The organism is Cupriavidus malaysiensis, assembly GCF_001854325.1.
GTDB lineage: Bacteria > Pseudomonadota > Gammaproteobacteria > Burkholderiales > Burkholderiaceae > Cupriavidus > Cupriavidus malaysiensis.
In genome coordinates this window covers 1,824,109-1,835,833 of sequence record NZ_CP017754.1, presented here as the reverse complement: position 1 = coordinate 1,835,833, position 11,725 = coordinate 1,824,109, and the positions used below count along the sequence as shown (strand labels likewise).

At 69.9% G+C, this 11,725-nt stretch carries 12 protein-coding genes; 6 read left to right on the top strand and 6 right to left on the bottom strand.

Going from position 1 to position 11,725, the window contains the following annotated elements; translation table 11 throughout:
• Positions 1-59: 59 nt before the first annotated feature.
• From BKK80_RS08005 to BKK80_RS07995, 3 genes are read right to left on the bottom strand one after another with little or no spacing between them, the layout of a single operon-like run.
• Positions 60-902 carry a TatD family hydrolase gene (locus BKK80_RS08005; RefSeq protein WP_071012121.1) on the bottom strand — a complete coding sequence of 281 codons (843 nt, stop codon included), beginning with the start codon at positions 900-902 and terminating at the stop codon, positions 60-62.
• A 23-nt stretch (positions 903-925) separates the two neighbouring features.
• Positions 926-1,687 carry a lipoprotein-releasing ABC transporter ATP-binding protein LolD gene (gene lolD / locus BKK80_RS08000; protein ID WP_083384013.1) on the bottom strand — a complete coding sequence of 254 codons (762 nt, stop codon included), beginning with the start codon at positions 1,685-1,687 and terminating at the stop codon, positions 926-928.
• Positions 1,680-2,930, bottom strand: a complete 1,251-nt coding sequence (locus tag BKK80_RS07995) for a lipoprotein-releasing ABC transporter permease subunit (protein WP_071012119.1) — start codon at positions 2,928-2,930, stop codon at positions 1,680-1,682. Before BKK80_RS07995 ends, lolD begins: the two co-directional genes overlap by 8 nt.
• Positions 2,931-3,061: 131 nt before the next feature.
• On the opposite strand from BKK80_RS07995, the gene BKK80_RS07990 reads away from it, so the two are divergent.
• Both BKK80_RS07990 and recJ read left to right on the top strand, forming a co-directional pair.
• Positions 3,062-4,153 carry a hypothetical protein gene (locus BKK80_RS07990; protein ID WP_071012118.1) on the top strand — a complete coding sequence of 364 codons (1,092 nt, stop codon included), beginning with the start codon at positions 3,062-3,064 and terminating at the stop codon, positions 4,151-4,153.
• Between the two features lie 166 nt (positions 4,154-4,319).
• Positions 4,320-6,017, top strand: a complete 1,698-nt coding sequence (gene recJ, locus BKK80_RS07985; protein ID WP_071068824.1) for a single-stranded-DNA-specific exonuclease RecJ — start codon at positions 4,320-4,322, stop codon at positions 6,015-6,017.
• A 75-nt stretch (positions 6,018-6,092) separates the two neighbouring features.
• Here recJ and BKK80_RS07980 read toward each other — a convergent pair whose 3' ends face one another.
• Positions 6,093-6,866 (bottom strand): peptidoglycan DD-metalloendopeptidase family protein, encoded by a 774-nt coding sequence (locus BKK80_RS07980; RefSeq protein WP_083384012.1) that lies wholly within the window; start codon positions 6,864-6,866, stop codon positions 6,093-6,095.
• A gap of 243 nt (positions 6,867-7,109) precedes the next feature.
• Here BKK80_RS07980 and prfB point away from each other — a divergent pair.
• From prfB to BKK80_RS37740, 4 genes are all read left to right on the top strand, one after another.
• Positions 7,110-8,214 (top strand): peptide chain release factor 2 gene (gene prfB, locus BKK80_RS07975; protein ID WP_156811176.1). Its coding sequence is split into 2 segments (ribosomal slippage): positions 7,110-7,190 and positions 7,192-8,214, totalling 1,104 coding nucleotides; the frame shifts between segments, so codons are not numbered across the junction.
• Between the two features lie 153 nt (positions 8,215-8,367).
• Positions 8,368-9,126: an SDR family oxidoreductase gene (locus BKK80_RS07970; RefSeq protein ID WP_071068823.1), complete on the top strand. Its 759-nt coding sequence runs from the start codon at positions 8,368-8,370 to the stop codon at positions 9,124-9,126.
• 49 nt (positions 9,127-9,175) lie between these two features.
• Complete coding sequence (gene lysS, locus BKK80_RS07965) at positions 9,176-10,717, top strand: lysine--tRNA ligase (RefSeq protein WP_071012112.1); 1,542 nt, start codon at positions 9,176-9,178, stop codon at positions 10,715-10,717.
• A 122-nt stretch (positions 10,718-10,839) separates the two neighbouring features.
• Positions 10,840-10,968, top strand: a complete 129-nt coding sequence (locus BKK80_RS37740; protein ID WP_257786756.1) for a hypothetical protein — start codon at positions 10,840-10,842, stop codon at positions 10,966-10,968.
• 168 nt (positions 10,969-11,136) lie between these two features.
• On the opposite strand, the gene iscX is transcribed toward BKK80_RS37740, so the two are convergent.
• Positions 11,137-11,331, bottom strand: a complete 195-nt coding sequence (gene iscX / locus BKK80_RS07960; protein ID WP_071012111.1) for a Fe-S cluster assembly protein IscX — start codon at positions 11,329-11,331, stop codon at positions 11,137-11,139.
• Positions 11,332-11,356: 25 nt separating this feature from the next.
• Complete coding sequence (fdx, locus tag BKK80_RS07955) at positions 11,357-11,695, bottom strand: ISC system 2Fe-2S type ferredoxin (RefSeq protein WP_071012109.1); 339 nt, start codon at positions 11,693-11,695, stop codon at positions 11,357-11,359.
• Positions 11,696-11,725: the final 30 nt, after the last annotated feature.

The following is an 11,725-nucleotide window of genomic DNA, read 5'->3' as shown; positions in this document are numbered from 1 at the left end:
GCGCATGGCGCGGATGACGATGCTCCTGCTTATACGGGCGTTCACGCCCGGCTGCGGTGTCAGTCTGTGACGGTGTGCCGCGGCGCCATGATCCCGGCGAAGGCCGCCAGCCGCGGCAGCGCTTCGATCGAGTTGCGCCACATGGCGGCGGCCAGCGGCTGCGGCGCGATGCCGCGCAGTTCGCCCAGCACGCGCGCCACACCGGCCACTTCGGCCGGCGTGTTGCGCGCCTTGTGCTGCTCGCCGAACTGGTCGTCGGACAGCCAGGCAGGCGCGATGTCGGGCGCATCGGTCTCCAGCACGATGGCCTCCAGCGGCAGCTCGGCCGCCAGCCGGCGGATCTGCCGCGCGCGCGAGAAGGTCAGGTTGCCGCCGAAGCCGAGCTTCAGGCCGAGATCGAGAAAGCGCTTGGCCTGGTCGATGCTGCCGTTGAAAGCATGCGCGATGCCCTGGCGCACGCCGAGCCGGCGCAGCTGGGCGCCGACCTGGTCCTGCGAACGGCGCACGTGCAGCAGCACGGGCAGCTCGAACTCGCGGGCGATCTTGAGCTGTTCGGCATAGAGCCAGGTCTGGTGCGCGGCGTCCAGCCCGGGCACGAAGAAGTCCAGCCCGATCTCGCCGATGCCGACGAAACGCGGGTCGCCGATCGACGCCGCGACCTCGGCGCGCAGGCGCTCGACGTCCGCCTGGCCGGCCTCGGCCGAGCACAGCGGGTGGATGCCGAGCGCGTAGACGCAGCCGGCATGGCGCCGCGACAAGGCACGCACCGCCTCGAAGTTCCAGGTCGCCACCGCAGGCAGCACGATGCCGTTGACGCCGGCGGCGTCCGCGGCGGCGGCGACGGCGTCACGGTCCGCGTCGAACTCGGCGGCATCGAGATGGCAGTGGGTATCGATCCACATCGCGCTGGCGCGGAGCCGGGGGCTCAGCGCTCCTGGTGCAGGTGGCCGTCGCGCAGCCGCAGCACGCGATCGCAACGGTTGGCCAGGTCGATATCGTGGGTCACGATGACGAAGCTGGTGCCGAAGCCGAGCGACAGGTCCAGCATCAGGTCATAGACGCCGCCCGCGGTATGGTCGTCGAGGTTGCCGGTCGGCTCGTCCGCCAGCACGCAGGCCGGCTGGCCCACCAGGGCGCGGGCGATGGCCACGCGCTGGCGCTCCCCGCCCGACAGCTCGCCCGGACGGTGCTCGCTGCGCCGGCCCAGGCCCACGCGCTCCAGCATGGCCTGCGCGGCGGCACGCGCCTCGCCCTGCTTCTGGCCGCGGATGCGCAGGGGCATCGCCACGTTGTCCAGCGCGGTGAACTCGGGCAGCAGGTGATGGAACTGGTAGACGAAGCCCAGCGCGCGGTTGCGCACCACATTGCGCTCACGCTCGCTCAGCGCCGTGAACGGCTTGCCCTGCAGGGCCACGCGGCCACTGTCGGGATTGTCCAGCCCGCCCAGCACATGCAGCAGGGTGCTCTTGCCCGAACCGGAGGCGCCGACGATGGCCACCTTCTCGCCCGGGACGATGCGGATGTCGACGCCCTTGAGCACGTCGACATCGAGCCCGCCCTGGCGGAAGCGCTTGGTCAGGCCCTCGGCCTGCAGCACCGGTTCGCCCCCCTGCCCGCCATGGCCGCCGCTGCCGCCGGACTGCCGCGTGCGGGCCAGGCCCGCGCCGATCACGGTCTGCTCACTCATAGCGCAGCGCCTCCGCCGGATTGACGCGGGCGGCCCGCCAGCTGGGATAGAGCGTGGCCAGGGAGGCCAGCACGAAGGAGATGATGCCGATGGTAGCGATGTCGTTCACGCGGGGATCCGAAGGCAGTTCGCTGATGAAATAGATGTCGCGCGGCAGGAACTGCACATGCAGCAGCCGCTCGATGAAGGGGACGATGACGTCGATATTGGTGGCGATCAGGGTGCCGCCGGCCACGCCGAGCAAGGTGCCGATGAAACCGATCGCCACGCCCTGCACGATGAAGATCTTCATGACCGAGCCGGGCTGCGCGCCCATGGTGCGCAGGATGGCGATGTCGGCCTGCTTGTCGGTGACCGTCATCACCAGCGTCGACACCAGGTTGAACGCGGCCACGGCGATGATCAGCGTCAGGATGATGAACATCATGCGCTTCTCGGTCTTCACGGCGGCGAACCAGTTGCGGTTCTGCTGCGACCAGTCGCGCACGTCGAGATCGCCGGTGAGCGTGCCGGCCAGCTGCCCGGCCACTTCCGGCGCACGCTCCATGTCGGTCAGCTTGAGGCGCACGCCGCTGGGGCCCGCCAGCCGGAACAGGGTCTCGGCATCCTGCAGGTTGATCAGCGCCAAGGCATTGTCGAACTCGAAATGGCCGGACGAGAACACGCCGACCACGGTGAACTGCTTGAGCCGCGGCAGCACGCCGGCCGGCGTGATGGTGCCCTGGGGCGCCACCAGCGTGACCTTGTCGCCGGGCTGCACGCCGAGCGCATTGGCCAGCTCGTTGCCCAGCGCGATGCCGAACCCGCCCGGCTGCAGCTTGTCCAGCGCGCCGGCGCGGAACTGCTTGCCGAGGTCCGAGACCTTGGGCTCCTCGGCCGGGTCGACGCCGCGCAGCAGCACGCCGCGTACCACGTCCTCGCGCGTCAGCATGGCCTGTGCTGCCACATAGGGCGCCGCACCAATCACTTCCTTATTGCGCATGGCCTCGGCGGCGGTGCGCTGCCAGTCTGGCAGCGCACCGGGCGCCATGATCTCGATATGGGACAGCACCGACAGCATGCGGTCGCGCACCTCCTTCTGGAAGCCGTTCATCACCGACAGCACCACGATCAGCGCGGCCACGCCCAGGGCGATGCCGGACATCGAGATCATCGAGATGAAGGAGATGAAGGAATTGCGGCTGGCGCGCTTGCCGGCGCGGGTATAGCGCCAGCCGATCTGCCACTCGTAGGGAAAATTCAAGAGGTGTCCTGTTGTTCGGGTAAGGTCCTGCCGCTCCGGCCCGGCGGACGGCCTTTGCGGCGGTGGCGCCACCCGGCGCCACCGGGCCCGGCTCGCCGCCGGCCAGCCGGAAGTTTACAATCTCGGCAATCATGATGACGCACCTGACCCTGATTGTGCCTTTTTCCGTGCCGCCGGGCACGGGTGACGATGACCCCGAAGGGGTCATGTCCGCTGCCCTGCTGCGCCAGTTGGAGCTGCCGGCGCTCGGAAAGTTGCTGACGCGGGCCTCGCCCGGCGCGCGCGAGCGGCACGACGACCCCTATCTGCGCAGCCTGCCGCACGAACGCTGGCTGGCCGGCCGCGCCGGCCTGGACACCGCGCGGGTGCCGAGCGCACCCTTCATGCGCCTGGCCGACGGCGGCAGTGCCGACGAACAGGCCTGGGCCTGCCTGGAACTGGTACATATCCACGCCGCGCGCGACCACCTGGTGCTGATGGACCCCGCCCGGCTCGGCGTGCGCGCCAGCGAGGCGGAGGCGCTGCACCGCGCCCTGGACGCGCTGCTGGGCGAGTCCGGGATCCGCCTGGAAGCGCTGGCGCCAGGACGCTGGTACCTGCCCGAAGCGGTGTTCGGGCCGCTCGAGGCGACCACGCCCCTGCGCGCCACCGGCCGCAATATCGATATCTGGATGCAGGAAGGCGAACGCGCCCGCGACTGGCGCCGCCTGCAGAACGAAATCCAGATGACCTGGTTCGACCATCCGGTCAACCAGGCCCGCGAAGCCGCCGGGGAACTGCCGATCAATTCGGTCTGGCTGCATGGCGGCGGACGCCTGCAGGCCGTGCCGCGGCTGGCCGACGCCGTCTACACCGACGACCCCTTCGCCGCCGGCCTGGCCCTCGCCGCCGGGGCGGCCCGCCAGCCGCTGCCGGCCGGGCTGGCCGCGCTGGCCGATGGCGGCAGCGCGCTGGCACTGCTGGACGCCGCCGCCGAAGCGCACATCGGCCAGGACTGGGGGCGCTGGCTGGACGCCATGCACGGCCTGGAGGATGCCTGGTTCGCGCCGGCACTGGCGGCGCTGGAAAGCGGCCGCTGCGAGGCCCTGACCGTGGTGCTGGCCGGCGAGAACCATTTCGCCGAGTTCCGCGTCACGCGCGGCGACCTGCGCAAGTTCTGGCGCGGCCTGGGCAGCCGCGGCGACTGGCGCGCGCTGCTGTCCGACCTGGCGCTGGCGGCATGACGCCAGCGCCGCGACGTACCGGCGCCCGCCTCGGGCGCCCCGGGCACCCCCGCGCGGACGAACCGCGCCGTCGCCCTTCCCCTTTCCACCCGGGCCGGCCGCCCGTCGCGGCCGCCCGTGCGGGCGGCGCCTGCGCTGCCCGCACCTTCCTCGCCCTCCTCGCCGCATGACCCGAATCGCCACCCGCTCCTTCTCGACCGAGCACGCTGCGTCGCTTGCCGCCGCCGGCCTGCACCCCACCCTGGCCCGCATCCTGTCGGCGCGCGGCGTCAGCCGGCCCGACGAACTGGCCACCGAGCTGCCCGGGCTGGTGGCGCCGGGCGAGATGAAGGGCATCGGGCATGCCGCCACCTACCTGGCCGATGCCATCGCCGCCGGCCGCCGCCTGCTGATCGTGGCCGACTACGACTGCGACGGCGCCACCGCCTGCGCGGTAGGCGTGCGCGGCTTGCGCATGCTGGGCGCCCGCGTCGACTACATCGTGCCCAACCGCTTCGAGTACGGCTACGGGCTGACGCCGGAAATCGTCGAGCTGGCGGCACGCCAGCAGCCGGACGTGATCGTCACGGTGGACAACGGCATCGCCAGCGTCGACGGCGTGGCGGCGGCCAATGCCCGCGGTATCGACGTGGTGGTGACCGACCACCACCTGCCCGGCGCCACGCTGCCGGAGGCGGCCGTGATCGTCAATCCCAACCAGCCCGGCTGCCCGTTCCCCAGCAAGAACCTGGCGGGCGTGGGCGTGATGTTCTATGTGCTGCTGGCGCTGCGCGCCGAGCTGCGTACGCGCGGTGTATTCGATGCCCGCACCCAGCCGCGCCTCGACACCCTGCTCGACCTGGTGGCGCTCGGCACCGTGGCCGACGTGGTCAAGCTCGACAGCAACAACCGCATCCTGGTGGCGCAGGGCCTCAAGCGCATGCGCGCCGGCCGCATGCACGCCGGCGTGGCCGCCCTGTTCCGCGCCGCCGGACGGGAAGCGGCACGCGCCAACACCTTCGACCTCGGCTTCGGCCTGGGCCCGCGCCTGAACGCCGCCGGGCGGCTCGCCGACATGTCGCTCGGCATCGAATGCCTGCTGACCGACGACGCCGGCCGCGCCTGGGAGATCGCCCAGGAACTGGACGGCATGAACCGCGAGCGGCGCGACATCGAGGCCGGCATGCAGCAGGAGGCGCTGCAGATCCTGGAGCAGCCGATGGCGGGCCTGGACCCGGCCTCGCGCTACACGGTCAGCGTCTTCAACGAGACCTGGCACCAGGGCGTGATCGGCATCGTGGCCTCGCGCCTGAAGGAGAAGTTCCATCGCCCGACCATCACGTTCGCCCCCGGCGACGATGCCACCATCAAGGGCTCCGGCCGCTCCATCCCCGGCTTCCACCTGCGCGACGCGCTCGACCTCGTCTCCAAGCGCCACCCGGGGTTGCTGGTGAAGTTCGGCGGCCATGCGATGGCGGCCGGCCTGACCTTGCGCGCCGACACCTTCGGCCAGTTCATGGAAGCCTTCGAGGCGGTAGGCCGGGAGTGGCTGGACGAGAAGCAGCTGGCGCGCGTGATCGAGACCGACGGCGACATCGACGACGGCTGCTTCTCGCCGGAGTTCGTCAACCTGCTCGACCAGCAGGTATGGGGCCAGGGCTTCCCCGCCCCGACCTTCTGCGGCGAGTTCGACGTGGTGCGCCAGACCGTGCTCAAGGGCAAGCACCTGAAGCTGCTGCTGGGGCGCGGCGCGCACCGCTTCGATGCGATCTGGTTCAACCACGCCGAGGCGCTCGGCGCCAGCGCGCTGGTGGCCTACCGGCTGGACAACAACACCTTCAACGGCGTCACGCGGGTGCAGATGGTGATCGAGCACGCGCAATAACGGACTCCGGCGGACCCCGGCGGGCCCTGTCGGACACCGGCCAGCCCGGGAGCCACACCGGCCGCGCCAGCCACCCTAGCCGCGCGACGGCAGGTAGCCCGACGGATCGACCGGCTTGCCGCCGGCGCGCACTTCGAAATGCAGCTCGCCGCCGCCCGCCCCCATGCGCCCGACCTCCTGCCCGGCCGCGACCTGGCTGTCTTCACTGACCGAGGGCTTGTCGAGGTTGCCGTAGACGGTCAGCCAGTCGTCGTCGTGCTTGACGATCACCAGCATGCCGTAGCCGCGCAGGTTGCCCACATGGATGGCGCGGCCGGCCGCGGCCGCCCGCACCACGCCGCCCGCTGGCACGTCGATACGCAGCCCCTTGCTCGCCGGCGGCGCGTAGCGCGCCACGACCTTGCCGTCGGCCGGCCACTGCAGGCGGATGCGGGAGGCCGGCGGCCGCGCCGGCCCGCTGTCGTCCACCCGGGGGGTATCCTTGACCGCCGCCGGCCCGCCGCTGCCGCCGGATGCCCGGCCGCCTCCCGCCGAAGCCGCGGCGCCTGCCGCCGGCACCACGCGGATCACCTGGCCTACCTCGATGCGGTCGGCGTCGCTCAGGCTGTTCCAGCGCGCCAGCTCACGCACGCTGCGCCGGTGCTTGCGGGCGATCGAATACAGCGTGTCGCCGCTCTGCACGCGGTAGTAGCCGTCGGGCACCGGGCCGTCGTCCAGCGTGCCGCAGGCGGCCAGCGGCAGCACCGCGGCGGCCGCCAGCAGCGCGAGCAGGCGGCGGCGGCCGCCGTGCCCGCCGTGCCTTCCTCTTGCCTCTGGAGTCTCTGGATGTTCTCGATTGGTTTGCTTCATGCTCTCGGGGTTGGGCACGCAAGTGCCCTCTCGTCCACGCATTGCCGGTCCGGGCCGCCTATTATCGCCGCTGCGCGCGCCTTGCGCGCCGCGCGGAGGCCCGCGGGCCCGGCGTGGCAGCCGGCCGGCGCCAACAGGGGTAGACCGCGGCGCATGCGCCGGGTTCGCCGCCGCACGCCTGCAAACCGCGGAGAATCCGCCGCATTCCGCTATAATTCAAGGTTTTGAAAGCGCAAGAACATCATGGAAGCAGAACGCCTCAACGCCATCTCCGGTGCCATCTCCGATCTCCGTTCCCGGACGGAAGATCTACGGGGGTATCTTTGACTACGAAGTCAAACTAGGCCGCCTCGACGAAGTCAACGGCCTGCTCGAAGACCCGGACGTCTGGAACAACCCCAAGCGGGCCCAGGACCTGGGCAAGGAAAAGAAGATGCTCGAGGGCGTGGTCGGCGTCCTCGGCAAGCTCACCTCTGATCTCGACGGCGCGGACGAACTGTTCGAGCTGGCGCGCGAAGAAGGCGACGACGACACGCTGCAGGCCATCGAGGCCGACGTGCAGGGCTTCAAGGACATCGTCGAAGACATGGAGTTCCGCCGCATGTTCTCGGGCGAACTCGACCAGGCCAACGCGTTCATCGACATCCAGGCCGGCGCCGGTGGCACGGAAGCCTGCGACTGGGCCTCGATGCTGCTGCGCCAGTACCTGAAGTACTGCGAGCGCAAGGGCTTCAAGGCCGAGGTGCTGGAAGAGTCCGAGGGCGACGTGGCCGGCATCAAGAGCGCCACCATCAAGGTGGAAGGCGAATACGCCTTCGGCTACCTGCGCACCGAGACCGGCGTCCACCGCCTGGTGCGCAAGTCGCCGTTCGATTCCTCGGGCGGGCGCCACACCTCGTTCTCGTCGGTCTTCGTCTATCCCGAGGTGGATGATTCCTTCGAGGTCGAGATCAACCCGGCCGACCTGCGCGTCGACACCTACCGCGCCTCGGGCGCCGGTGGCCAGCACATCAACAAGACCGATTCTGCGGTGCGGATCACGCACGCGCCGACCGGCATCGTGGTGCAGTGCCAGAACGACCGTTCGCAGCACCGCAACCGTGCCGAAGCGATGTCGATGCTGAAGTCGCGGCTGTACGAGCACGAGATGCGCAAGCGCCAGGCCGAGGCCGACAAGCTGGAGTCGTCCAAGACCGACGTGGGCTGGGGCCACCAGATCCGCTCCTACGTGCTGGACCAGAGCCGCATCAAGGACCTGCGCACCAACGTCGAAATGTCGAACACGCAGAAGGTGCTCGACGGCGACCTCGATCCTTTCATCGAGGCCAGCCTGAAACAGGGCCTGTAACACGGCCCGCGTGGCGTGCCGATGCGCGCGACGCCGAGATGCCGCGGCACGCCGCGGCGGACCATCCGGCGCGGCGGCCAGCGGCTGGCCGCCGCGCCGCCCGATGCATCACCAACCGTGTCATCCGCAGCGTCTCCACCAGCGAACACAGCCATGAGTGCAGCGAACCAACTCTACATCGTGACCGGCGCCTCGCGCGGCCTCGGCGCCGCCCTGGCGCAGGCCCTGCTGGCGCCCGGCAACCGGCTCGTCTGCGTGGCCCGCAGCCCCGCGCCCGCCCTGCAGCAGGCGGCGGCCGCGGCCGGCGTCGCGCTCGACTGGCACTGCCAGGACCTGTCGCAGCCCGAGGCCGGCGCGCGCTGGCTGCAGGCGGTGCTGGAGGCGGTCGACACGCCGCCGGCCAGCGCCACGCTGGTGCTGAACGCCGGCGTGATCGAGCCGATCGTGCCGGTGGCAGGACTGCGCGCCGACACGCTGGTGCCGCACCTGATGACCAACCTGGCCACGCCGATGACGATGACGGCGGCCTTCCTGGCCGCCAGCGAGCGCTTCGGCTGTCCGCGCAAGGTGCTGGCGATCTCCTCGGGTGCCGCGCGCCGGCCCATCGAGGGCTGGAGCGCCTACTGCGCGGGCAAGGCCGGACTGGACATGTTCATGCGCTCGATCCATGCCGAGTATGCCCAGGCGCCGGCCGGACGCGAGGTGCGCGCCGTGGCGCTGGCCCCGGGCGTGATCGACACCGGCATGCAATCGACCATCCGCGGCGCCGACTTCGCCCAGGTGCAGCGCTTCCGCGACCTCAAGGCGCAGGAGCAGCTGGCCAGTCCCGACGATGTCGCCCACCGCATCGCCGCTTACCTGCAGCGCCCGGACTTCGGCAGCACCGAGCTGGACGACATCCGCAACCACTGAAGCCTTTTCTGAAACCGCGCGGGCCCGGCCCGCGCGCAGCACACACATCATGACCGAACCCAACCGCGCCCCAGCCGACGCCGCGACCGCGGCCACCGCCGCCGACGAAAACAAGATCATCGCGGAACGGCGCGAGAAACTGCAGGCACTGCGTCAGCAAGGCGTGGCCTTCCCCAACGATTTCCGCCCCACCCACCAGTCGGCCGCCCTGCACGCGCAGTACGACGCCGTCGAGCAGGAGGCGCTGGAAGCCGCGCCGGTCGAGGTGGCCATCGCCGGCCGCATGATGCTCAAGCGCGTGATGGGCAAGGCCAGCTTCGCCACCGTGCAGGACGGCACCGGCCGCATCCAGTTCTACATCAGCCGCGACGCCATCGGCGAAGAGGTCTACGCCGGCTTCAAGAAGTGGGACCTGGGCGATATCGTGGCCGCGCGCGGCACGCTGATGAAGACCAAGACCGGCGAGCTGTCGGTGGCGGTCACCGAACTGCGCCTGCTGTCGAAGAGCCTGCGTCCGCTGCCGGGCGACTATTACGGCCTGGCCGACCAGGAGCAGAAATACCGCCAGCGCTACGTCGACCTGATCGTGTCGCCGGAAACTCGCGCCACCTTCCGCGCCCGCACCCAGGCCATCTCGTCGCTGCGCAAGCACATGGCCGAATCCGGCTTCATGGAAGTCGAGACGCCGATGCTGCACCCCATCCCCGGCGGCGCCGCGGCCAAGCCCTTCATCACCCACCACAACGCGCTGGATATGCAGATGTTCCTGCGCATCGCGCCCGAGCTGTACCTGAAGCGCCTGGTGGTGGGCGGTTTCGAGCGCGTGTTCGAGATCAACCGCAATTTCCGCAACGAGGGGGTGAGCCCGCGCCACAATCCCGAGTTCACCATGATGGAGTTCTACGCGGCCTACACGGACTACCGCTGGCTGATGGACTTCACCGAGAACCTGATCCGCCAGGCCGCCATCGATGCCTGCGGCAACGCCGTGCTGAACTACCAGGGCCGCGAACTGGACCTGTCCAAGCCCTTCCACCGCCTGACCATCACCCAGGCCATCCAGAAGTACGCGCCGCAGTACACCGATGCGCAGCTGGCCGATGCCGACTTCCTGCGCGTCGAGCTGAAGAAGTTCGGCGTCAACACCCAGGCGCCGCAGTTCCTCAATGCCGGGCTGGGCACGCTGCAACTGGTGCTGTTCGAGGAAACCGCGGAAAGCCAGCTGTGGGAGCCGACCTTCATCGTCGACTACCCGGTGGAGGTCTCGCCGCTGGCGCGCGCCTCCGATACCGTGCCCGGCATCACAGAGCGCTTCGAGCTGTTCATTACCGGCCGCGAGATCGCCAACGGCTTCTCGGAGCTGAACGATGCCGAGGACCAGGCCGAGCGCTTCCGCAAGCAGGTCGAGCAGAAGGATGCGGGCGACGAGGAAGCCATGTACTTCGATGCCGACTACATCCGCGCGCTCGAGTACGGCATGCCCCCGACGGGCGGCTGCGGCATCGGCATCGACCGCCTGGTCATGCTGCTGACCGACAGCCCCAATATCCGCGACGTGATCCTCTTCCCGCACCTGCGCCGCGAGGATTGAGACGACGCACCGGCTGCCGCCGCGCGGCGGCAGCCTGCACGACCGCGAGAACCCCTGCCCCTGCAGGGGTTCTTTTTTGCGCGGCCGGCAGCGACGGCACCTCGCCGTCGCGCGTGTCGGCCATGCTGTCGATGTCGGCCGGCGATCGCTTCTGCGAGCATTGGCTGGCGCGCGTCACCTGGAACCGCGTGGTGACGGGCTATGACCACGATACCGACATCTTCCTGGCCGGGATCGGGTATCGCTTCTAGTTGCTGGCTGCCGGTTGCTGGCTGCCGGTTGCTGGCTGCCCGTTGCAGGCGCCGCCAGTTGCAGGTCACAGGGTTGCGGCCGCCCGCTTCAGCAAGCTCCCAGGGGAGCGGTGGCCGTCCCCAAGGACCCGCAGCGAGCGGGCCGCTGCTCCCTGACTCCCTGGCTTCTTACTCCGCTTCTTCGATCCAGGCGGACTGGATCGCCTCGAGGATCTTCTCGCCCGAGCGCTCCGGCACGTCGCTGAAGCCGTCCAGTTCCAGCACCCAGCGGCGCAGGTCGGTAAAGCGCACGGTCAAGGGGTCGACGTCCGGGAACTTGTCGTAGAGGGCGGCCGCGATGGCATAGGTATCGGTCCACTTCATGGGGCGTTCTCCTGTCGTGCGGGGCTCAGTGCCCTTCCTTGGCGTGGTTGATGGTGTACTTGGGAATCTCGACCGTCAGGTCCTCGTCGGCCACGATGGCCTGGCAGGACAGACGCGAATTCGGCTCGAGGCCCCAGGCCTTGTCGAGCAGGTCTTCTTCCTTCTCCTCGGCCTCGTTCAGTGAATCGAAACCCTCGCGCACAATGACGTGGCAGGTGGTGCACGCGCACGACTTCTCGCAGGCGTGCTCGATCTCGATGCCGTGGCTCAGCAGGGCGTCGCAGACGCTGGTGCCCGGCTTGGCTTCGAACACGGCGCCCTCGGGGCAGTGCTCGACGTGGGGAAGAACAATGATCTGTGGCATGTCAGGTCCTGATTGCGGAATACGGTGCGG

What these genes read in the sequence shown, in the direction of transcription:
- recJ (WP_071068824.1), top strand. Translation starts at nt 4,320, where the DNA reads ATGACCCGAATCGCCACCCGCTCCTTCTCGACCGAGCACGCTGCGTCG.
- BKK80_RS07980 (WP_083384012.1), bottom strand. Translation starts at nt 6,866, where the DNA reads ATGAAGCAAACCAATCGAGAACATCCAGAGACTCCAGAGGCAAGAGGA.
- BKK80_RS07970 (WP_071068823.1), top strand. Translation starts at nt 8,368, where the DNA reads ATGAGTGCAGCGAACCAACTCTACATCGTGACCGGCGCCTCGCGCGGC.
- BKK80_RS37740 (WP_257786756.1), top strand. Translation starts at nt 10,840, where the DNA reads ATGCTGTCGATGTCGGCCGGCGATCGCTTCTGCGAGCATTGGCTGGCG.
- iscX (WP_071012111.1), bottom strand. Translation starts at nt 11,331, where the DNA reads ATGAAGTGGACCGATACCTATGCCATCGCGGCCGCCCTCTACGACAAG.
- lysS (WP_071012112.1), top strand. Translation starts at nt 9,176, where the DNA reads ATGACCGAACCCAACCGCGCCCCAGCCGACGCCGCGACCGCGGCCACC.
- BKK80_RS07990 (WP_071012118.1), top strand. Translation starts at nt 3,062, where the DNA reads ATGATGACGCACCTGACCCTGATTGTGCCTTTTTCCGTGCCGCCGGGC.
- BKK80_RS08005 (WP_071012121.1), bottom strand. Translation starts at nt 902, where the DNA reads ATGTGGATCGATACCCACTGCCATCTCGATGCCGCCGAGTTCGACGCG.
- lolD (WP_083384013.1), bottom strand. Translation starts at nt 1,687, where the DNA reads ATGAGTGAGCAGACCGTGATCGGCGCGGGCCTGGCCCGCACGCGGCAG.
- fdx (WP_071012109.1), bottom strand. Translation starts at nt 11,695, where the DNA reads ATGCCACAGATCATTGTTCTTCCCCACGTCGAGCACTGCCCCGAGGGC.